The 19455-nt window shown below is 63.2% G+C and carries 24 protein-coding genes; 23 read left to right on the top strand and 1 reads right to left on the bottom strand.

What is annotated here, in order from left to right:
• Positions 1–7: 7 nt before the first annotated feature.
• From NLR35_RS21860 to NLR35_RS21845, 4 genes are all read left to right on the top strand, one after another.
• Positions 8–1285, top strand: a complete 1278-nt coding sequence (locus tag NLR35_RS21860) for a hypothetical protein (RefSeq protein ID WP_257168593.1) — start codon at positions 8–10, stop codon at positions 1283–1285.
• A 79-nt stretch (positions 1286–1364) separates the two neighbouring features.
• Positions 1365–1949: a hypothetical protein gene (locus tag NLR35_RS21855; RefSeq protein WP_257168592.1), complete on the top strand. Its 585-nt coding sequence runs from the start codon at positions 1365–1367 to the stop codon at positions 1947–1949.
• Between the two features lie 290 nt (positions 1950–2239).
• Positions 2240–2683, top strand: coding sequence for a hypothetical protein (locus NLR35_RS21850; RefSeq protein WP_257168591.1), 444 nt, complete (start codon positions 2240–2242; stop codon positions 2681–2683).
• A gap of 8 nt (positions 2684–2691) precedes the next feature.
• On the top strand, positions 2692–3489 hold the full coding sequence (locus NLR35_RS21845) for a hypothetical protein (RefSeq protein WP_257168590.1): 798 nt from the start codon (positions 2692–2694) through the stop codon (positions 3487–3489).
• Between the two features lie 450 nt (positions 3490–3939).
• Here NLR35_RS21845 and NLR35_RS21840 read toward each other — a convergent pair whose 3' ends face one another.
• Complete coding sequence (locus NLR35_RS21840) at positions 3940–4248, bottom strand: hypothetical protein (protein ID WP_257168589.1); 309 nt, start codon at positions 4246–4248, stop codon at positions 3940–3942.
• 253 nt (positions 4249–4501) lie between these two features.
• Here NLR35_RS21840 and NLR35_RS21835 point away from each other — a divergent pair, with 253 nt between their 5' ends.
• The 19 genes from NLR35_RS21835 (at position 4502) to NLR35_RS21745 (ending at position 19452) form a co-directional block, all read left to right on the top strand.
• Positions 4502–5116, top strand: a complete 615-nt coding sequence (locus NLR35_RS21835; protein WP_257168588.1) for a hypothetical protein — start codon at positions 4502–4504, stop codon at positions 5114–5116.
• A gap of 54 nt (positions 5117–5170) precedes the next feature.
• Entirely contained in the window at positions 5171–6832 is a 1662-nt protein-coding gene (locus tag NLR35_RS21830) for a hypothetical protein (protein WP_257168587.1), read from the top strand.
• Between the two features lie 40 nt (positions 6833–6872).
• The gene (locus NLR35_RS21825) at positions 6873–7124 is read left to right on the top strand and encodes a hypothetical protein (protein WP_257168586.1); all 252 of its coding nucleotides are present in this window, start codon (positions 6873–6875) and stop codon (positions 7122–7124) included.
• Between the two features lie 224 nt (positions 7125–7348).
• Positions 7349–8173 (top strand): hypothetical protein, encoded by an 825-nt coding sequence (locus NLR35_RS21820; protein WP_257168585.1) that lies wholly within the window; start codon positions 7349–7351, stop codon positions 8171–8173.
• An 81-nt stretch (positions 8174–8254) separates the two neighbouring features.
• A complete protein-coding gene (locus NLR35_RS21815) occupies positions 8255–8740 on the top strand; it encodes a hypothetical protein (RefSeq protein WP_257168584.1) in 486 nt (161 codons plus the stop codon).
• Between the two features lie 603 nt (positions 8741–9343).
• Positions 9344–10306 carry a DUF5309 domain-containing protein gene (locus NLR35_RS21810; protein WP_257168583.1) on the top strand — a complete coding sequence of 321 codons (963 nt, stop codon included), beginning with the start codon at positions 9344–9346 and terminating at the stop codon, positions 10304–10306.
• A gap of 76 nt (positions 10307–10382) precedes the next feature.
• A complete protein-coding gene (locus NLR35_RS21805) occupies positions 10383–10745 on the top strand; it encodes a hypothetical protein (RefSeq protein ID WP_257168582.1) in 363 nt (120 codons plus the stop codon).
• A 1-nt stretch (position 10746) separates the two neighbouring features.
• A complete protein-coding gene (locus tag NLR35_RS21800; protein ID WP_257168581.1) occupies positions 10747–11058 on the top strand; it encodes a hypothetical protein in 312 nt (103 codons plus the stop codon).
• Positions 11058–11393: a hypothetical protein gene (locus NLR35_RS21795; protein WP_257168580.1), complete on the top strand. Its 336-nt coding sequence runs from the start codon at positions 11058–11060 to the stop codon at positions 11391–11393. The genes NLR35_RS21800 and NLR35_RS21795 overlap by 1 nt, the downstream gene beginning before the upstream one ends.
• The gene (locus NLR35_RS21790; RefSeq protein ID WP_257168579.1) at positions 11384–12037 is read left to right on the top strand and encodes a hypothetical protein; all 654 of its coding nucleotides are present in this window, start codon (positions 11384–11386) and stop codon (positions 12035–12037) included. The genes NLR35_RS21795 and NLR35_RS21790 overlap by 10 nt, the downstream gene beginning before the upstream one ends.
• Positions 12038–12061: 24 nt before the next feature.
• Positions 12062–12493 (top strand): hypothetical protein, encoded by a 432-nt coding sequence (locus NLR35_RS21785; RefSeq protein ID WP_257168578.1) that lies wholly within the window; start codon positions 12062–12064, stop codon positions 12491–12493.
• 15 nt (positions 12494–12508) lie between these two features.
• Entirely contained in the window at positions 12509–13513 is a 1005-nt protein-coding gene (locus NLR35_RS21780) for a hypothetical protein (RefSeq protein WP_257168577.1), read from the top strand.
• Entirely contained in the window at positions 13513–14124 is a 612-nt protein-coding gene (locus NLR35_RS21775) for a hypothetical protein (RefSeq protein WP_257168576.1), read from the top strand. Before NLR35_RS21780 ends, NLR35_RS21775 begins: the two co-directional genes overlap by 1 nt.
• 141 nt (positions 14125–14265) lie before the next feature.
• A complete protein-coding gene (locus tag NLR35_RS21770; RefSeq protein WP_257168575.1) occupies positions 14266–15738 on the top strand; it encodes a hypothetical protein in 1473 nt (490 codons plus the stop codon).
• Positions 15735–16049, top strand: a complete 315-nt coding sequence (locus tag NLR35_RS21765; protein WP_257168574.1) for a hypothetical protein — start codon at positions 15735–15737, stop codon at positions 16047–16049. The genes NLR35_RS21770 and NLR35_RS21765 overlap by 4 nt, the downstream gene beginning before the upstream one ends.
• Positions 16033–16458, top strand: a complete 426-nt coding sequence (locus NLR35_RS21760) for a hypothetical protein (protein ID WP_257168573.1) — start codon at positions 16033–16035, stop codon at positions 16456–16458. Before NLR35_RS21765 ends, NLR35_RS21760 begins: the two co-directional genes overlap by 17 nt.
• Positions 16458–17321 carry a phage tail tip lysozyme gene (locus NLR35_RS21755; protein ID WP_257168572.1) on the top strand — a complete coding sequence of 288 codons (864 nt, stop codon included), beginning with the start codon at positions 16458–16460 and terminating at the stop codon, positions 17319–17321. Before NLR35_RS21760 ends, NLR35_RS21755 begins: the two co-directional genes overlap by 1 nt.
• 92 nt (positions 17322–17413) lie before the next feature.
• The gene (locus NLR35_RS21750) at positions 17414–18265 is read left to right on the top strand and encodes a tail fiber domain-containing protein (RefSeq protein WP_257168571.1); all 852 of its coding nucleotides are present in this window, start codon (positions 17414–17416) and stop codon (positions 18263–18265) included.
• Between the two features lie 50 nt (positions 18266–18315).
• Positions 18316–19452, top strand: coding sequence for a hypothetical protein (locus NLR35_RS21745; RefSeq protein WP_257168570.1), 1137 nt, complete (start codon positions 18316–18318; stop codon positions 19450–19452).
• Positions 19453–19455: the final 3 nt, after the last annotated feature.

Raw genomic sequence — 19455 nt, 5'->3', positions numbered from 1 at the left:
GAGTTTCATGACGACGTATTTGCGACGCGCGGAGGACCGAAAGCGAGCGATCCTGGATGATGCTCCCGACACCAAATTCGAGTTCGAGAGTCAGAATTTCGCTGACATTCCGAAAGGCAAACGGCCAGCGATCAACAATCCCATACAGTGGCACGCGAAGGCGGCTCAGGCGATCAAGTCATACGATCCCTTGATCGAGGCCGCAGCCAGGCGCAATGGGATCAATCCAGATCTCGTGAGAGCCATCATCTACACGGAAGCTTCGAGAGGCGGATACGGCTATTATTTCGAGGCGGCGGATCAATCGTTGCGGTCAGCCTTGGGATTCAAGCGCGATCATCTGAGCCATACGATCCTTCCGGGCAACCTCGATCCCAGCTGGCAGCAGCTCATTCCCAACTCCGACGTCCACAAGCCCGAAGACAACATCGAGCTCACCGCGAGGCTGATCGCCGGGATCGCCAAGCGGCTGGACGATCCAAGCGTCGAGAACGTCTACGCGCTCTACAACAGCCTGTCGCACGATCGCACCTACGTGAACAAGGAAATCAAGTCGACGCCGTATTATGCCAAGCGCGCGTTCGAGGCGAAGGCTTGGGAAAAGGATGATTGGTCGGCGCCCGATGTGACCGTCCCTTCAGCGGACGGCGGCGCGCCGGGCAGGCAGGACGCACGCACTGTACGGCAGGATCAATCCAGCGCTCAGGACATGCCAGCCTGGTTCGCTGACCGCTTCGGCCGTTGGCTTCCCGAATCCGGCAACGACATGTCGCAGTCGGCGCTGTTGCGCGAGCTCGCACGGCGCCGGAACGCGGAAGCAGCTGCAGCTCAGGCAATGCCTCCAGGCATCACCGCGCCGTCGCTATCGATCCAGGACGGGCAGGGGACGCTCGGCGTGACCGAGGGCGTCACCAGACCAGGTGTGCCCGATACGGTGCGGGCGCCGATCCGCATCCTGCGATCGCGCCGCGCGGATCAGATGCCGTCGGCAGACCCCGCTGGTTCCCCGGGGATTGGGCCCAATCAGTTCGCGGGGACGGACCAGGATCCATCCTTCGATGACCGGTTCGGGAGCTGGGCAGCGTCCGGCAAGACAACGGCGCCGCTGTCGCCGTATCAGCAACTCCTGCCGATGCCGACGTCGCGGGCGTCAGTCGGTGTGCTCGCAGGGGACGCAATGCCGGATTATCCTTTCCAGCTTCCGGAATTCGGAGACACGCCGCCTGGCCAGGAAGACTGGGCCGGAACCCGGACGCAGCGTCCGCCATGGTGGCCCTCGCGCTGAACGACCTCGATGAAAAGCTCGCCACGGCCAGCATGCGCCGATACGCGAGCGACGCTGTCAAAGATATGGATCAGAGACCATGCCCAGGATGTCCATCTCCGACCTCAAGACCATGCTCGCAGCCGAGAAGGCCGATGCGCTCGCCGCGATCTCGGCTGCTCGGCTCGCCGAGGAGCGCGCCGACGCCATTGACTACTATCTCGGCAATATGAAGAAGGACATGCCGGCGCAGGAGGGGCGCTCACGCGCCGTCTCCACCGATGTCGCCGATACGGTCGAAGGCCTGATGCCGCATTTGATGGATATCTTCGCCGGCTCCGACGAGGTCGTGCGGTTCGAGCCCGTCGGTCCGGAGGACGAGGCCGCGGCCTCGCAGGAGACCGACTACGTCAATCACGTCTTCATGCAGCAGAACCCCGGATTCATGATTCTCTACTCGTTCATCAAGGATGCGCTTCTCTCTAAGGTCGGCATCGTGAAGGTGTGGTGGGAAGAGCGCGAGGAGGAGAGCCGGGAGACCTACTATGATCTCACCGAGGACCAGTTCGCGCTGCTGGCACAATCGGTGATGGAATCGGACGGTGCTATGCGCATCGTGGCGCATACGAGGCACGATGCAGAGAGCGCTTCGTCGTCACGTTCAAACGACGCACCGCTGTCCTGAGGCCGATGTCGCTCAGTTCGCTCGCGCGGCGAACCGGTTTAGGCGGGTTTGCATTCAGAGGCCGGCCGAGAAGGTGGGAGCAGTGCGGCTCTTGAAAAGAATGCCACGAGCATGTTGTAGAGGTTCTATATTTGTTCTAGTTTACGTTGACGCAGCGGAAGCTGCCTGCGGCTGATGGCTGAGCCCGCGTTTTCTACGGCAATGCCATGTGATCGCAGCGATCAGATCGCATCCGCGGCTTTGGGCCTCTGGGTACGGATCGCAGGCTCGTATCGTCGTGGGAGATCGTCGTGCTTCGATTTGCAAGATGGATCGTTGGCATCGTCGTGCTGGTGCTTCTAGTGCCTGTCGTCAGTCTGGGCCTGCAGATTGTCCGCGACGATCAGGCCTTCCGGCGAGCGGACCTGACAGGCGAGTTGGTTCGTAACGGCCGCTATGATCCTGCCGAGCATTTTTCGTTTGAACGAGCGTGCACTCATTCGGTGGGCGAGCAGGGCGATGGCGATCTGTACCAGCGTGGGTACACACGCCTCGATCCGACGACCGCCCATGATCCCGACATGGTCTGGCCGCTGGTTCTGATCAATGACACCGACAAGACCTATCGCATCCTCTACGGCCGCGAGGCTGAAGTGATGGCGCCCGGATGGGTGTGTCATGATCGGGTGACGCTGCAGGTTGAAACGGTCGATGGTCGCGCGAAAGCTTACATTGCCGAAACACGAGGTCATTAGGGATTGCCATGGCTGACCCCATTTTCAATTTTCAAAACTATCTGAACGACATGAGCAAGACGAGCGAACGTCTTGCCGACGCCAATTCGCTGCATGGATATGATCCGGTTCTGCGCGATTCAGCAGACAAGCCGCTCGAACTCGGCGCAGCCAGCGTCAATGCGATTGCCCACGCGTTGACGAGCGCCTATCTGGCTCATGACCATTCGACGACGGAAGCGTCAGCGCTCGGGTTTGCGCGTGAGCTGAAGTCCTATTTTGGACGGCAGCCGCCGGAGGCGTGGGACACCTTCAAGGACATGTACAACAACCAAGTCGGTCGGAACATCGCCGACTACGCCAAGAAGAATGGCCTTCCGCGTGAGCAGATTCAGGATCTCATTCTGGATGCGCTCAGTTCGGGCCGGCTGATCGCAACCCGGAGGGACCCTCGGATTGCGCCGTCGTTCAACGGGAATCCGCTGAACTTCGAGGCGCCAAGCGGCGACGCCGCACCCTGGACGCGTCCGTCGCCCGGCTTTGGCGATTATGCCGCGACGATCACTCGGGTGCCCATCCCTGCCGGCCCAACGCGCGGTCCGTCCGGGCTTGGAAGGAGAGGGGATGTCGAGTCCGGCCCGGCATCGGCCTCGCCCAGGGGCGCATTCGCCGACGGCAGGGCCGTGTTTCCGGGAGGCCTTCCGAGTCTGATCGCATCGATCGCCGCCCAAGACGGGGGCAACCCGACGCGCGATCATGGGCAGGCGCGTGGTCTGCCGGGGCTGATCCAGGACTATCTCCGGCAGCAACCGGGCGGACCGCGCTGATCGCTTCAGCTCGCGGCCGCAACCGGCCCTGTTGCGCGAGCTTGCACGGCGCCGGAACGCAGAGGCGGCTGCAACTCAGGCAAATGGCTTCGGAGATCATCGTGCCGTCTGGCGCAGTCGGTCATGGACTCGGACGCCGCGATGCGGATCGTGGCGCATACGATGCGCAGCCGAGAGCAGGCCGCTCATCTGCGGCGCGCCGACCAGGATGCACTGGCCCGTCGCGGTGGTGGACGATTGTGAAGGCGATGTTCGTGTTGAACGCGCCGGATCAGGTCGCAATTCAGCCTCGAGGGGCCACGCTGAGCCGATAGCAAGCATACTCATCCGGCGAGAGCAGTGCTGCTCACAAGCCGGACCGCGCAAGGCTCGCCGGGCCTCGGAGCGGACGACCAGTATAGTAACGTCAACAAGTCGCAGGGCTTATCGCATCCCATTTGTTCGAATGTGTCAGCTCAGCATGGCTATAGCCACGATAATCGGCGCGGATCCGACCATCCATCCCCACAGCATCCACTCGTGCCGGATCGCGAGTCTCAGATGATCTCGACCGGGCTCCGTCAGTTTCGCGGGATCCATTGCCGTGAAGTAAAAGCCGGACCACGTCCAAAACCAAGAGCCCGGCTTTAGGTAGCGCATGTCCGAGGCGCTCGGGGCAATATGGTTGTGGATGACGCGGATATCATTCAAACAGAGTCCCCACAGCGGCAGGCCTGCGATCGCCCAAAAACTCAGGATGCCGATGGCCGTGTAGGACATGTCTGCGGAGCTGATGAGGTGCCGATCAAGCCTGATCGCGTTATTTTCATAGATGATAGGTAGCCTAATGTCGGTCAATGAGAAAGGCAATCTTCGCCCGGACGGCATCTCCTTGGAGCTGCCGTTTGGCCCGATCGGGCTCGGAGCGACATACTATTGGAATCCGGGGACCCCGTCCGCGCCGAGGATCACTGTGACAGGGGGAGTGTGCAAGGGAGGAGGCGGGGTGCACCTCATCCACCTTAGAAGAGGCATGTCCTCCGAAGATACTCTGAGGTATGGCGCGTCGGTCAACGTGCCGTCGTTCAATGTCAACGCAACCATTCCGGACGAATCCGGCATTCCGCTGCCCTGGAAGGCGAAAGTATCGTCGATCGGAGTAGGAGCTGGACTTCCCGGTGTCAGTGCGAACTTTACGGCCACACCGGAACAAATCGCCACCTTCATCAGGAAGCACGTGCTGACCCCCATCATGGGGGCGACAGATCAGTCCGCGGTGCCTCAAGGCAGGCCCCAGAGTCTGCCGATCCGAATGCAGCCCGGCGCTGAGCGGCCCATGCCTTATGCTGGATATTCGGCCGGCAGCGAGCCATTTGCTTCGGGGATCTCTCCGTGGTTCTCCGACTATGCCGGCGTACGTGAGCCTCCAGCTCGCGCCGTTTCGGGAGGCGCTTCCGACCGTGCGTTCCTCGATGGTGCCTCGGCCATTCCCTACATCAAGGACGGGCGTGCAACGTTCGGAGCTCCCTCGGATCGCGCTGCTTCCTTTGTGAGCGGCGGCTCGGGAGCCGGCGGACCCGTGGGATCTGCCGGCGGCCTTCTCGGCATGATCCAGGATTATCTCCGGGACCCGGCCGTCTCGAATTAATAGCCGGCAGACGCTGCCCGGATCTGTTTCTCCATCACGCAACGAGTCCACCGCATGACCATGCCTCTTCAGTCCGCGCCGCTGCAACCGGCGCCGGCCCCGATCACGCACGACGTCACCATCGTCACGACGCGAAAATTCGCGCAGGCGCGGGTGATGGGCGTGCCGCCCGAGGAGTTCGGCATCGAGCGCAGCGCGCGCTCGATCCGCGACTGCAACTATTGCTTCCACGAGATCGTCACCAAGACCGAGGCGCAACTGATCGCCGAAGGCTTCGACGCTGCGCAGATCAAATCGCTCGGCGACTATACCGGGACCACCCGGGTCGAAACCTTGGCGCGCGATACGGTCGACGAGCATTCGCCGGCATCGTCGAGTGCGTCGAATTCGGGCACCAGGCTGGTCCGGATCACCGAGCATTATGTTCGGATCGACTATGAAGGCGAGGGCAGGCCGTGTCTGTACCAGATCATCACCGGCGGCGACCAAGGCGAGATCCTGCGCAAGGACGGCCAGGACTGCATCACGCCTTTCGATGCCATTCCCTTCGCCGCGACCACGCCGGTGCCGATGACGCACCGCTTCTTCGGCCGGTCCATCGCCGACCTGGTGATGCCGTTGCAGCGGGAGAAGACCGCGCTGAAGCGCGGGGCGCTGGACAATCTCTATCTGCACAACAATCCACGCGTCGAGGTGGCCGAGCAGAACGCCGGGCCGAACACGCTCGACGATCTCCTGGTCTCGCGCCCCGGCGGCGTCGTCCGCACCAAGACCGCGGGCGGCCTGAACTGGCAGGTGGTGCCTGATATCACCAGCTCGATCTATCCGATGTTGCAATACATCGACGCCGAGCTCGAGAGCCGCTCGGGGCTGTCCCGGCAGGCGCAGGGCATCGACGCCAACGCGCTGCAGAACCAGTCTGCGACCGCAGTGGCCCAGGTGTTTTCGGCCTCGCAGATGCGTATCAAGCTGATGGCGCGGATCATGGCCGAGGGCGTCCGCGACATGTTCGGCCTGCTGCATGCAACGATCCGCAAGCATGGCCAGCAGCGCCAGACGGTGCGCCTTCGCAATGCCTGGGTCCAGGTCGATCCGCGCAGCTGGAAGACGCGGGACGACATGACGATCGAGGTCGGCCTCGGCTCGGGCGGCAAAGCGCAACAGTTCGCACAGACGATGGCGATCGCCAATGTGCAGAAGGAGCTGGCAATGGCCGGCAAGGCCAACCTGGTCGGCGACCGCGAGCTCTACAACACGGCGGCCGAGCTGACGCGGATCATGGGTCACAAGAATCCCGGCCGCTTCTTCAACGATCCGGCCGCCGTCGATCCGCAGACCGGGCGCCTGCTGCATGCGCCGCCGGCCCCGCCGCAGCCGCCGCCCGATCCGAAGCTGCTCGCGGCGCAGGCGCGCGTTCAGACCGAGCAGGCGATCGCCGCGCACAAGGCGCAACTGGCGCAACAGCAGGCGCACAACGATCTCGTCCATCAGCAGGTGAAGATGCAAGCCGAGATCGAGCTGGCCAAGATCAAGGCCGGGCTGGATGCGAAGATCGCGCTGCTCGATGCGCATCTCAAGTCGGTCGAGGCGGCGCAGAAGCGCGAGCAGGCGCACACGGCTCACGACATGAAGATTGCTGAAGCCGCGGTGGGCCTTGCGGCCGCCGCTGCACATACTCGTGAGACCCAAGGCAAGATGGAGCAGGGCGATGACTGACGAGAGCAACCTGCAACAGACGGCGGCACGAGGCGCGCGCGTGAAGGCTCTGCTCGACGACGAGCTGCTCACCGGCGCTTTCGATGTGCTTGAGGCGAGCTATAGCGCAGCCTGGCGACAGACTCTGATCGACGACGTTGCCGGCCGTGAGAAACTCTTCCTCGCAATCAACATCGTCGGCAAGGTGCGCGACCATCTCGGCGCGATCATCGCCAACGGCAAGCTGGCGGAGGCCGAATTGCGGGAGCTGGCGCAAACGGCAGAACGAAGGAAGCGCTTCGGCCTGCTTTGAGCAGCTCGAGCGCGCGGTAGGCCGAGAGCGACGTTGACATGTTCGCTCTTTGTTCTATATGCTCCCGCCGCGCAATGGTCGCGGAGACAGCAGCCGCGGAGCAACGAAAAGCGGCGGCTCGACAGTGGTGGGGGATGCGAAGGTGCATCGGTCCGATCGGCTGGTGGCGTCGGATAGCCTGTCAACTGCTGTGTCACTGGTGGGCAGATCAATCGTGGTGTCATATGTGGCGAAAGCTGACGCGGTTCATTAGTCGGGGGCTGTTTGCCGGCCTTGCTCTGCTCGTCCTCGTCATTCCGCAACGCCTAGCTGCGCAACAGGTCGGGTTAGACCCAGAAGCCTATCATCGCGCAGTCGATTACTGCCGTGGAGACGTGCCGCAGCCTACTGCGATCAGCCCTGACCGGACGATCGTCTGCTTCGCCGACACGTCCGGCATCGATCCCGACCTGTCCGTCGTGAGCCAGATTGCTCAAAACGGGCTCTTCGTCGTGCGCGGCCTGGGAGGCAAGCGCGATGCCGCGATGAGCATCTCCGATCTGCTGCGCAGCCGTAACGTGACGGTGATCGTGTTTGGCGTCTGCATCCATCATTGCGCCAACTATTACTTCGTGGCGTCGACGAGAACCTATGTCGTGAAGAATACGCTCGTCATATGGCAGCACAATCTGGCGGATTGCCAAGTCACGTTTCGCGAGTCGTACGATTCCAAGGTCCCAAAGCTCTGGCGCGCTGAGTGTCCGAAAGGTGATGAATGGCGTCTCGCTTTTTCGAGCGACGCTCCGGGGCTCGGGCGCTTCTATCAGGACAGAGTGGTCGACCGATATCATTTTCAACCGCTCCCCGACAGTGAGCATGTCCGAAAGCGTCTGAAGTCGCTCTATGATCAGACAGGTCGGTTTCCGCTCATTGGGTGGATGTTGAGTCCAGCCTCGCTCAAGCGAATATTCCAGGCCGAGATCATTTACGAATCCTATCCTCAATCGCAGGAGGAGGCGACCGCGTTGGCGAACCATTACGGTGCGCGGGATGTCATCTACGATCCATGATCGCCCTCGCACCGGCATTAACATCAAGACCATTGTTTTTTGGAGTGCTCAAGCATGAGAGACTGGACTTCATTGCCTTCGATGCAAACCGTTCCCAATCCGAACCAGGCCGGAGAGCTTCGCGGATATGGCCAGCAGTGGACGGTGCCGAGTGTCGAGGATCTCGCTCGTGGCCGATCACCTCTCTATCTTCCTGGCGACGATCCCGCGAGAGACAATCCCGGCAATTCGCCGTGGCTGCCGAACTACAGGGAGACGCCGCCCTCGCGTGATCCGCAGTCCTCTCTGCCCGGGTCGGCGTCAGATCTGATGGCTGGACCCACGCCGTCTGCGACTCTGAAGGCGCTGATGGCGCTTGCCGCACTCGGCCGTGCTTCGGGAGCGAATGGCGCCCCCGGACAAGGGCTGGGTACACTGGTGTCGCGTCCGGCCGGGCCGGCTGTTCTGTTCGGCCTCGGCGGCTCGCCTCCCGCGCCTCGCTACGACCAGACCGGAGGCGGCGCTCTGGCCGATTTGCTGGCCACACTGGTGGCCCGCAATCCTGACGATCAGTCCTCGCTGGGGTGATCAAGCGAGACATTGGAGGGCCCGTCGCATGGAACGTTTGCGCTTCTTCGCGGGGCGCTCTCTCGCTCGCCGCGGCGATGGTCTTGGTCTGTTTGCCGGTCGAGGTCACAAGGTGTTGGCGCGTAGTTGACCGTCACGTGTCGAGTTCGGAGGTGATCGTCCCGACCGGGCGAGTTTGATGCTTGCTGTACAGGACAGCCGTTGACACGTCGGGCAAATCACCGTCATAAGGGCATCATCGCAAGATTTATACGAAGCCCGCGCCGGGTCACACCGGCCGCGGGCTTTTTCGTCAGCCGGTGAACTGATCCGGCTTTGGAACCAATGTGCCGTGCTGTCGAGCTTGATCGCGTTGAGAGACGTGGGGGCTCGCAGAAGACGGCACTGCCGACCCCGTCCGCGACGGGCGCCACGGCTTCGACGTCTCGTTGGGCGAACCGGGAGTGATCTCCCGCACGATCGTGCCTGCGGGACCTGAACGTCTCAGACCATCTTCAGAGCTGCGCAGCGCCGTCTGGCAAAGCGCGCGATCCTGACGTCCGGAAGCGGCGGCACGATTGCTCGCAATGCCGTGGGTTGCGCCTTCATCATCAGGGATCATCGATGACAACTCCCACCTCTACGTTCGTCACCTACCAAGCCGTCGGCAACCGCGAAGATCTCAGCGACATGATCTATCGCATCGATCCGGTCGACACTCCGTTCATGAGCGGCGTCGACAAGGAGAAGGCGACCGCCGTCAACCACGAATGGCAGACCCAGGCGCTGGCGCCCGCCGACGGGACCAATGCCCAGCTCGAAGGCGACGACCCCAACACCAATGTGACCACGCCGACCGTTCGTCTCGGCAATCAGTGCCAGATCTCCTACAAGGTGGCGCGAGTCTCCGGCACCCAGCAGGCGGTCGACCACGCCGGCCGCGACAACGAGCTCGCCTATCAGGAAATGCTGAAGGGCCTCGAGCTCAAGCGCGACCTCGAGACCATCCTGTGCGGCACCAACCAGGCCAAGGTCGTCGGCAACACGACGACGCCGCGCAAGACGGCCTCGATCCTGTCCTGGATCGCGTCGAATACGTCAAAGGGCAGCGCCGGCGGCGCCGCTGATCCTGCCGCAGCCGACGGCACGGGCACGCGGACGGACGGCACCCAGATCGCCTTCACCGAGGCACGGCTGAAGACGGTGCTGTCGGCGATCTGGATCAACGGCGGCAAGCCGGGCACCATCCTGACCGGCGCCTTCAACAAGCAGGTGTTCTCGACCTTCACCGGCCGCTCGACGGCCATCGAGGAGGCGAAGTCGAAGAAGATCGTCGCATCGGTCGATGCGTATGAATCTGATTTCGGCAAGCTCAAGGTGGTCGCCAGTCGCTTCCAGCGTGCGCGCGACGTGCTCGTGCTCGAGATGGACAAATGGGCCGTGGCCTATCTGAACGGCCGCAACATGATCTCGATCCCGCTCGCCAAGACCGGTGACTCCGACCGGCGCCAGATCCTCGCCGAGTATGCGCTGGTCGCACGCAACGAGAAGGCAAGCGGCGGCATCTTCGACAACACGACGGCTTAGCTCGTTCGTTCATCACTCTGACCTTTGGGCGGCCCTCGGGCCGCCTTTTTTCTTGGAGTTTATTGGAGGTTCATTCATGCCGCTCCCCGGCAATCGCACGTTGAATACGACTGATCTGACGGCCTATACGCCGTCCTGCGGCGCCAGTCCCGTCGCGGCCTATGTTCGCGCCCCGTTTCGCAGTCGGCTGCTCAAGGTCGCCGGCATCCTCGGTGGCGCCATCACCACGACCGACGGCACCATCACCGTCGCGGTGAATGGCGCAGCCGTCGCCAGCTTCACCGTTCCCCAATCCGGCTCTGCTGCAGGGCAGCTGTTTTCGGTCGTGCCGGCATCGCCCGTCTATCTCAACGAAGACGACGTCATCGCGCTGACCCCCGCCGGGGCGTCCGGCGCCGCAGTGCCGATGCACTTCTCGATCGCAATCCGGGGGGCCTGAGATGTCGTTCTTTCCCAAGCAGCCGTCCTCCAGAATCGGCGCCACGCAAACCATTGCGTTTGACGCCAGCGTCGGCGCGACCAACAAGTTCGGGCCAGGCACGTTTCAACTGCGGCTCGCCGCCAACTCAGCCTGCTGCTACCGGATCGGCGACGGCGCCCAGACCGCGACCACGGCGGACGTGTTTCTTCCAGCCAATACGGTCGAGTACGTCACCGTGACGCCGGGACAGAACATCGCGGCGATCAAGGCCGCCAGCAACGGTCTGGTCACCGCGACCGCCGGCACGCTGTGGGTCACGGAGCTGGCGTGATGGGGCTCAGCATCCGACCGCATCTCGATCCCGACGGCTCGGGCCTCGTCATCGAGCATGTCCAGGATGTCGCGCCGATCCTCGACTGGAATCGTGAGGCGCGGCGCGACGAGCAGCACAGCGACTGGGGCCGCCACGTCGCGCGCATTCCGAACGTCATCTACGTCAAATGGCTGAACGAGGAATATGCCAGGGGCAACACCCGGCTCCGCCTGTTCACGCCGGAATTCGACGCGATCGTGCAGAAGAAGCTCAGTGATCCCGATTGGGCGTACCTACGCACGGACAAGGCCGCTCTCCAGAGCGGCTGGAAATTGAGGCCACCATGCCGCTGATCTCGAACTACGCCTCGCTCCAGGCTGCCGTGGCCGAATATCTGGCGCGTGACCAGGACACCACGCTGATTGCGCGGATTCCGAGCTTCATCCAGCTGTCGGAAGCCAAGTTCAACCGGCAGCTGTTCGTCCGCCAGATGGAGCAGCGGGCGATCGCGGTCGTCAATCTCGCCGCGTCTCAACCGGAGTTCATTGCGTTGCCGTCGGATTTTCAGTCGATGCGACGGATCCGGCTGACCAGTGCTCGCGGCCAGCCCGCGCTGGAATTCAAGTCGGGCGTTCAGCTCGACGAGTATCGCTTCCGCGTGTCCGACGTTGCCGGGCAGCCGCGCTACTTCTCCATCTTCGGCGATCAGATCGAGCTCGCGCCGAGGCCGGATGCAGCCTACACGATCGAGATGGTCTATCGGCGGAGCATTCCTCCGCTCGCATCGAACGACTCGAACTGGCTGCTCGCGTTGGCGCCGGATCTCTATCTCTACGGCGCCTTGCTGGAATCGGCGCCCTATCTCAAGGAGGACGCGCGCATCCAGACCTGGGGGCTTGGCTTCACCAGCGCGCTCGCCGACCTCAATTCGCTGGGCCTGACTTCGACATTCAACGCCGGGCCGATGACGATGCGGCTGTCGGGCCAGGTCGTCTGACGCGTCATCTCACGAGAGACTCACATGGCCGCATTCAACAAGTTCAACTGCTTCGTTCAAGACGTCGCGCACGCCCTGCATGACATGCTCACGGGAACGTCGCAGGTCTACAGGATCTATCTCACCAACACGGCGCCCGTGGCGACCAACACCGTCTACAACACGCCCGCCGACCTCGCGACAGGGAACGGCTATACGGCCGGCGGTGTATCCATCGGCACCATCACCGGTGGGCAGACCTCAGGCACCTTTCGCTTCATCGGCGGCAGCGATCCTTCATGGACTGCGGCCGGCGGCTCCATCGGGCCGTTCCAATACGCCGTGCTCTACAACGCGACCTCGGCCACCAGGCCCCTGATCGGTTGGTGGGACTACGGCACCTCCATCACGCTGACCAACGGCAACACCTTCACGGTCGATCTCGACCAGGTCAACGGCATTCTGACGATCACCTGACAGGGTAGTTTTTAGATGGCAGCCTTTCTCGACATCTGCAGATTCCTGCCGACGGCCGGCGGCACGACCGACTGGACCTATGCCGCGACCGTCCAGGGCTATCAGAGCCCGACTGCGGCCGGCGCCGTCAACGGTCGGCTCTACAAATACAGGGCCGAGAGTGCCGACCTGACGCAATGGGAAATCGGAGAGGGGGTGTACACCTCCTCGACCGGCACGTTGGCCCGCACGACCATCCTGTTCACGTCGGCGGGGAGCACGGGGAAGATCAGTTTCTCCGCTGCGCCGCAGGTCGCGATCGTTGCGCTGAAGGAGGATCTGATCTCGATCGAGGAGCCGAACGGGTTCAGCACCACACAACAAGCGCAGGCGCGCGCGAACATCGCGGCGGCGGCGATCCCCGGCAGTTGGACGCGAACGGTCATCGGCAGCGGTTCAGGCACGTATACGACCAAGACCGGCTGCAAGGCGCTGCTTGTACGTATGGTCGGCGGCGGCGGCGGTGGTGGCGGCGGAGGCGGAGGAAGCTCAAACGGGAGCGCCGGCGGCACGACGACCTTCGGGACGAACTTTCTCAGTGCCTTTGGTGGTCAAGGCGGCGGCGGCGCCGGCGGCGGCGCCTTGTCGCCCGGGGGAGCAAGTGGCGGCGACCTCAATTTGACCGGCGGCTATGGTCAAGTCTCGTTCGGCGCCGGCGGCGCCTCGTCGGTGATTCAGGGCGGTGTTGGTGGGGCGTCCTTCTTCGGCGGTGGCGGCTATGGCGGGTGGTCCGGAGCTGGTGGCGGACCATCTCCTGTGCCGGGCTCGGGCGGAGGCGGTGGCGGCTCGGGCGTCGCTGGCGCGGGCGGCGGTGGCGGTCAGGCGGCTGGCTACTGCGAAAAGCTGATCACTGCGCCTCTTGCCTCGTACTCCTATTCGATCGGCGTCGGCGGTAGCGGCGGCAGCCCTGGAGGAGGATCTAATCCCTCCACCGGCGGCACGGGTGGCTCCGGCCTCATCATCATCGATGAGTACTACTGATGTCGCTGCTAGGATTCGATACGATCGGCCGATCGGCGATCGGGCAGATCCCGCGCAACGCCGCAACCAACACCGTCTTCGCAGCGGGACCATCCACTCTCGCAGTGGCGGGCAACGCGCTCAAGTTCCAGGGCGCGCTGACTGCCGCTTCTGGGAATCTCGGTTACGCCGGGCTCGCCGTCGGTGCTCGTTTGGTATTCTTCGGCGCGCAGGCCGCCTGCCTGATGTCCGGTCAATCCGTCCGGTATTCCCTCGTGACGTCCGTCTCCGGCGGCGGATTTGCGGCCTCGGGACTTCCAACGGCCGTAACTGGCAAGATGCTGGCGGTCAGCAGAGCTGTTGCTGTGGACGGGCAGGCATCGATCTTCGCCGCTGCGATGAGCGTGGAAGGTGGCGCTTACTGGAGTGCCGGAGGCGACGTCGCGTATGGACGCGGGTTCGAAGCCTGGTACGCTCTCCGCTCCATTGAGAGCGCGTGGGAAGGGGGGGAAGATCCCGCTCCATCCTGGTCGCCTGCGCCGGCTGAGGCCGGCGAGTGGTCGGAGGTTTCCGTCTCACCCACATCGTGGGACGCCGCGCCCCTGCCGATCCAGCGTTGGCAAAGCCACTGACCTCCGTGCGCTGATCGTCCGCGCAGGTGTCAGCATCAGCTGACCCTGCCCGGCGCAAGCGTCGCCCGCGCGTCTTTCGAATATCCGACGTCTTCTCGACCGCGGCGAAACTGCCGGCGGCAACCCGTGTTTGGATGTGACATGCCTCTTCTTGCCTTCGGCGAATACAGGCCCGACGTGAGCGACTATGAAGGTCAGGCGACGCGCAACATTCAGAATGTCGTGCCGCGCGGCGATGGCTACGGTCCGTTTCCATCCTTCTCGCCCTATACGTCGGCGCTGCCGGAGTCCTGCCGTGGCGCATTCTACGCGCTGAAGTCGGACGGCACCGTCGTCACGTTTGCGGGAACGGCCACGAGGCTCTACCGCCTCAACAACACGGACTTCACTTGGCTCGATGTCTCCAAGGGCGGCGCGAGCTATGCGCAGCTGTCCTCGTCGGCGCAATGGCAGTTTGCCCAGACGGGCAATCTCGTGTTCGCCACGCAGGCCAACGCGCTGCTTCAGGTGTTCGATCTGACGTCGTCGACCGCATTCGACAACGCGTTGGGAGCGCCACCGCAGGCGGCCTATATCAGCGTCGTCGGACGGTTTCTCGTGCTATCCGGACTGCTCTCGACGCCGTACCGGATCCAATGGTCGGGCCTCAACAACTTCAACTCCGCAACAGCCTGGGATGGCCTTACTGCGGGATCCGACCATCAGGACTTTCCCGACGGCGGCATCGTCCGCGGCGTTGCCGGCGGCGAAGCCGGGATCATCTTCCAGGATCAGGCGATCCGGCGGATGTCCTACGTTCCGGGGTCGCCGATCATCTTTCAGATCGACCGCATCACCCAGGACAAGGGGCTTTACGCGCCATACTCGATCATTCGCGCCGGTGAACGGATCTTCTTCTACGCAGGGCAGGGCTTTCACAAGATCGAGCCTGGCGGCGTGCCGCAGCCGATCGGCCGCGAGAAGGTGGACCGCACGTTCCTTGCCGATCTCGACAAGGGCAATCTGCAATTGCTGATCGGCGCAGCGGATCCGCGCTCGACCCGGGTGTTCTGGTCCTACAAATCCGTCTCCGGCGCGATCGGTACCTATGACAAGCTGCTCGGCTACGATTTCCTGCTCGATCGCTTCTTCTCGATCTCGGCGGCAGGCGAGTATCTGCTCGGCATGTCGCAGACGGGCGTCACGCTCGAAAATCTCGACAGCATCTCGTCCTCGATCGACGCGATGACGTTGAGTCTCGACGCCTATGCGACGGCTGTGCAGCCCGAGATCGCGCAGTTCTCGGCAGGCCATGTGCTCGGCTTCTTCCGGGGCAGCAATCTCGAGGCGACGATCGAAACCGCAGAGCAGGGCACGGATGACAACCGGATCATGATCCGCGGCTTCCGGCCGGTGACGGATGCCACAGCACTTTATGGATCGGTGTCCTCCCGGGACGCGCCCTCGAAGCCGGCCGCACCGGGGGCAGAGATCGCCGTCAATGATCGTACCGGCCGCTGCGACGTCCGACGAGACACACGCTACGCCCGTTTCAAGGTCCGCATTCCCGCAGCGTCCTCATGGACGTTCTGTGCCGGTGTCGTTCCTGACCTGACAGTGAGTGGGACTCTATGACAGCCTACGTTCCCGGTATTACCGAGACGGATCTCAAGAAGATCATCCTGGCACTGCAGCAGCTCGCATCCGGACGATCCAATGCGGTTGGCAGTGTCACGCTGGCCGCGGGCGCTGTGAGCACCGTGGTCGCCGACAAGAATTGCTCGGCCGGCTCGACGCCGATCCTCACCCCGGCCACAGCTGCGGCGGCGACCGAGCTCGGCAACGGCACGGTCTTTGTGAGCGCCGTGAGCAACGGCTCGTTCACGCTGACCCACGCCAACAGCGCCGCGTCGACCCGGACGTTCCTCTATGCACTGCTCGGCTGAGCTTGCCTGCGTCGATCCGGGCCAGGTGGGATTGATATGGCCGCTGGTCGCGGCACGCGTGCGGCGTGCGGTAGCGCGCACCAAGCTGTCAGCTTTTGCCGATGTCGAGCGCGAGGTGCTGGATGGGTGCGCGCTGCTGTGGCTGGCGCTGGGCAGGGACGCTGGTGTGGTGGTGATCGAAGCGGTCGCCACGACGCGACTCGAGGCGACGGATGCGGGCAAGGTTTGCGTGATCGTCGCTTGTGCAGGCTCCGAATGCCGCCGCTGGCTGTCGCTGATCGGCGGCATCGAGGCTTATGCCAAGGCCGAGGGATGCCGGAGCGTGCGCATCTTCGGCCGGAAGGGCTGGCAACGCGTGCTCGACGGCTACGCGCAGACACATGTGGTCATGGAAAAGGAGATGAGGTGATGGCTGGTTTCGATGAGAGCGAGTTCGACCCGCAGACGTATAGTGGCTGGGGACCGGCGCTGCTGAAGACACTGCAAGGTATGGTGCAGCCGCAGCCGCCGGCGCCGGACCAGAGCGCCGGGCCAGGACTTGGGCTGAGCGTGAGGTCGGAGATCAATCCTTCGATGGCGCTGATCGATCGGTTGCGCGGGCTGCAGCAGGAGCAGGCTGCATACCAGCCTTCTCAGCTCGCCGCTGGATATAACGGCGCGCCCGGCAATCCTGTAGTTCCGAAACGCTCTGATCAGACGCAAGGGCCCTCTCTCGGGACAGCCACCAAGCTTGGTAATGCTCGCCGAGCCTTTGAGTACTACGTCAAACAAGGTCTCCCTCCACATCAAGCGGCTGGCATCGTCGGCAATCTCATGGGGGAAAGTGGTCACGATCTCAATCCGGCTCACATCAATCCGGGCGACGGGCAAGATAAAACTGACAGTATTGGGATCGCGCAATGGAATTCGACAAGGGCGGAGGCTCTCCGGAAATATGCAGCTTCCAAAGGAGTGCCCTGGACGGACTTCGAAACGCAATTGGAATTCTTGCACTCAGAATTGCAGGGTCCAGAAAAGCGAGCTTATCGTGCTCTTTTGGGAGCCTCGACGCCGGCAGAAGCAGGACAAGCGATGCTCCTCTTCGAACGTCCGAAGAACTGGAAAGTGCCCGGCGCGCATCTCGAGCGCGGTCAATACGCTGAAGAGTTCTATCAGAAGATGAATAAGCTTGGTTCTATCGCGCCTGGGGAAGCCCCACCGCCCTCATCGTCTCCTACACTTTCTAAGCCGCGCATAACACGACAGCTCATCTCAAGACCATCTGCTCGCTGAGCGAGTCAGCCGAATTTGCGATTGGAGCAGCGATAGGTTCTTTTGACTGCAGATTTAGAACATTCGGTTTCACAAGAACGGACTTTCATACGATGGGCGGACAATCAACCAGCACCCAGACACAGCAATCCCAGACGCAGCCGTGGCAGCCGGCGCAGCCGATGCTGCAGAGCATTCTCTCGCAGGTGTCAGGCGGCCTCAACAACACCGCGCTGACCGGCGCCGAAACCGGCGCGCTCGATCAGCTGAAGCAGAATGCGGCGCAGGGCAATCCCTATGCGGGCGGCATCGGCTCCTATGCGCAGTCGCTGCTCAATGGCGGCAATGCGCTGGCGCAGGCGCCAGCGGCTCAAGCCAATCTGCAGGCGCTGCAGGGCCAGCTGACGCCCTACGCCAACGGCAGTATGATCGGCAACAATCCGGCGCTTGCGGCGCAACTGGCGCAGATCCAGAACGATGTCGGCGCCTCCATCAACGGCCAGTTCGCAGCCGCGGGCCGCGACTTCAGCGGCGCCAATCAGATGGCTTACGGCCGTGGCGTCGCGGCGGCAGAAGCGCCTGTCATCGCGGCCCAGTACAATCAGGATGTCCAGAACCAGCTCGCCGCGGCGAACGCGCTCTACGGCGCCGGCAACACGACGGCCAGCATGCTCGGCGGCATGCAGCAGCAATATCTTGCGAACCAGGGCCAGGGCGTGACGGCCTCGCAGGCCGCGCTCGACGCCAAGAACTACGGCGCCAATGCAACGCTCGCCGAGGAGGCGCAGCGCCGCGGCATCCCGGTGCAGGCGCTCGGGCTGCTGGCACAGATCGGGACCCCGATCGCCCAGCTTGGCCAGCAATCCAGCGGGACCATGACTGGGACACAGGAGATGTCCGGAGCGGATCAGTTCGCCAAGATTGCTGGCGGCATCAGCGGCCTGATCGGCGCGATCAAGAAATAGTCAGGTGCCGGTCGTGCTGCTGGGCGCCAATTAGAATGGAGCGGTTGCGAATGTCCGATGAACCCGAGGCTCTCTTGACTGGAGCCTCCTTTGAGCTGCAGAGCGCCGGCTATAAGCCGATGCCGGACCCCGAGGAGCGGCCGGATCGCGAGGCGATCGAGAGCGATGCAGCGTCGCTGCGCGAAGCCGCCGAGCAAAGGAGCTCCTCCCGCTCGCCGGTGATGGTCCGGGAGTATGTCGACGAGTCCGGCAATGTCGTCGACCCGACAGAGGCTGTCACCTTGGACCGGGCTGCACGGGATCATGCCAGGATCAGACTCGCCGAGCGGGATGATGCGACGGCGGAGATGGATCCCGGGGCCAGGCAGGAGAGGAATGGCGCGACATCCGGGCCGGCTGACGGCGGGGAGGCAGACTTCGCTCCTGAGCCGGGCAGGGCGGAGGCGGACGAGGCCGACCGCCTCGCGTCGGAACTGGAGCGGGCGCTGAGCCATCCGCAGGTGCTGCAGGCAATCGAGCAGAGGATTGGCGAGGCCGAAGCTGCCCGCCAGTCCTATCGAGATGGACTGGCATCTGCCGTTCAGATCGCCCAGGCGAGCTTTCTCAGTCAATTCCCTGAGTTTGCGGGTATGCCGGCCGAGCAGATGCCTTTGGCGCTCGAACGAATGTCGCGGGATGATCCCGGCAAGTTTGGGCGGATCCAGGCCGCGGTTGCGATGTCCGATCAATTGCTGGCGCAGCAGGCCCAGGAGCAGCGCCGCCAGGCGGAATTCGCTCAGAACAGTTTCCAGTCCTTCGCCCACGAGCAGGACAGCAAGCTCGAGGGCCTGCTCAAACATGAGCCGACGGCCGTCCGCCAAGCGGTGGCGGCAGAGATCTTGGAAGTAGCGAAAGAAAGCGGCATTACTCAGTCGGAACTCAATCGCTTGTTTCAGACCGAGCCATTGATGCGTCACGCGACATTTCAACGAATGATGTACGACGCGGCGCGCTATCGACTGATGATGAAAGCGAAGGACTCCGTCGTCACGAAGGCTGTTCCGCCCGTGGTGCGTCCCGGCGTCTCCGGCTCGTCCGGCCAACGTGGGCGAACCGACCTGCGCGCGCTCAACGCTCGCTTGACATCATCAGGGGATCTCAAGGACGCCGTCGCGCTCTACCAGGCTCGTAGGTCGGAGCGGCCGTGAGTC

The sequence above is a fragment of the Bradyrhizobium sp. SRS-191 genome, from assembly GCF_024586915.1.
Taxonomy (GTDB): domain Bacteria; phylum Pseudomonadota; class Alphaproteobacteria; order Rhizobiales; family Xanthobacteraceae; genus Bradyrhizobium.
Note: the sequence above shows the minus strand (reverse complement) of the source record. Positions and strands in the feature narration are given on the sequence as shown.

What these genes read in the sequence shown, in the direction of transcription:
- NLR35_RS21860 (WP_257168593.1), top strand. Translation starts at nt 8, where the DNA reads ATGACGACGTATTTGCGACGCGCGGAGGACCGAAAGCGAGCGATCCTG.
- NLR35_RS21775 (WP_257168576.1), top strand. Translation starts at nt 13,513, where the DNA reads ATGTCGCTGCTAGGATTCGATACGATCGGCCGATCGGCGATCGGGCAG.
- NLR35_RS21765 (WP_257168574.1), top strand. Translation starts at nt 15,735, where the DNA reads ATGACAGCCTACGTTCCCGGTATTACCGAGACGGATCTCAAGAAGATC.
- NLR35_RS21820 (WP_257168585.1), top strand. Translation starts at nt 7,349, where the DNA reads ATGTGGCGAAAGCTGACGCGGTTCATTAGTCGGGGGCTGTTTGCCGGC.
- NLR35_RS21805 (WP_257168582.1), top strand. Translation starts at nt 10,383, where the DNA reads ATGCCGCTCCCCGGCAATCGCACGTTGAATACGACTGATCTGACGGCC.
- NLR35_RS21830 (WP_257168587.1), top strand. Translation starts at nt 5,171, where the DNA reads ATGACCATGCCTCTTCAGTCCGCGCCGCTGCAACCGGCGCCGGCCCCG.
- NLR35_RS21770 (WP_257168575.1), top strand. Translation starts at nt 14,266, where the DNA reads ATGCCTCTTCTTGCCTTCGGCGAATACAGGCCCGACGTGAGCGACTAT.
- NLR35_RS21760 (WP_257168573.1), top strand. Translation starts at nt 16,033, where the DNA reads ATGCACTGCTCGGCTGAGCTTGCCTGCGTCGATCCGGGCCAGGTGGGA.
- NLR35_RS21855 (WP_257168592.1), top strand. Translation starts at nt 1,365, where the DNA reads ATGCCCAGGATGTCCATCTCCGACCTCAAGACCATGCTCGCAGCCGAG.
- NLR35_RS21780 (WP_257168577.1), top strand. Translation starts at nt 12,509, where the DNA reads ATGGCAGCCTTTCTCGACATCTGCAGATTCCTGCCGACGGCCGGCGGC.
- NLR35_RS21755 (WP_257168572.1), top strand. Translation starts at nt 16,458, where the DNA reads ATGGCTGGTTTCGATGAGAGCGAGTTCGACCCGCAGACGTATAGTGGC.
- NLR35_RS21785 (WP_257168578.1), top strand. Translation starts at nt 12,062, where the DNA reads ATGGCCGCATTCAACAAGTTCAACTGCTTCGTTCAAGACGTCGCGCAC.
- NLR35_RS21845 (WP_257168590.1), top strand. Translation starts at nt 2,692, where the DNA reads ATGGCTGACCCCATTTTCAATTTTCAAAACTATCTGAACGACATGAGC.
- NLR35_RS21790 (WP_257168579.1), top strand. Translation starts at nt 11,384, where the DNA reads ATGCCGCTGATCTCGAACTACGCCTCGCTCCAGGCTGCCGTGGCCGAA.
- NLR35_RS21795 (WP_257168580.1), top strand. Translation starts at nt 11,058, where the DNA reads ATGGGGCTCAGCATCCGACCGCATCTCGATCCCGACGGCTCGGGCCTC.
- NLR35_RS21750 (WP_257168571.1), top strand. Translation starts at nt 17,414, where the DNA reads ATGGGCGGACAATCAACCAGCACCCAGACACAGCAATCCCAGACGCAG.
- NLR35_RS21810 (WP_257168583.1), top strand. Translation starts at nt 9,344, where the DNA reads ATGACAACTCCCACCTCTACGTTCGTCACCTACCAAGCCGTCGGCAAC.
- NLR35_RS21840 (WP_257168589.1), bottom strand. Translation starts at nt 4,248, where the DNA reads ATGTCCTACACGGCCATCGGCATCCTGAGTTTTTGGGCGATCGCAGGC.
- NLR35_RS21745 (WP_257168570.1), top strand. Translation starts at nt 18,316, where the DNA reads ATGTCCGATGAACCCGAGGCTCTCTTGACTGGAGCCTCCTTTGAGCTG.
- NLR35_RS21800 (WP_257168581.1), top strand. Translation starts at nt 10,747, where the DNA reads ATGTCGTTCTTTCCCAAGCAGCCGTCCTCCAGAATCGGCGCCACGCAA.
- NLR35_RS21815 (WP_257168584.1), top strand. Translation starts at nt 8,255, where the DNA reads ATGCAAACCGTTCCCAATCCGAACCAGGCCGGAGAGCTTCGCGGATAT.
- NLR35_RS21835 (WP_257168588.1), top strand. Translation starts at nt 4,502, where the DNA reads ATGTCCTCCGAAGATACTCTGAGGTATGGCGCGTCGGTCAACGTGCCG.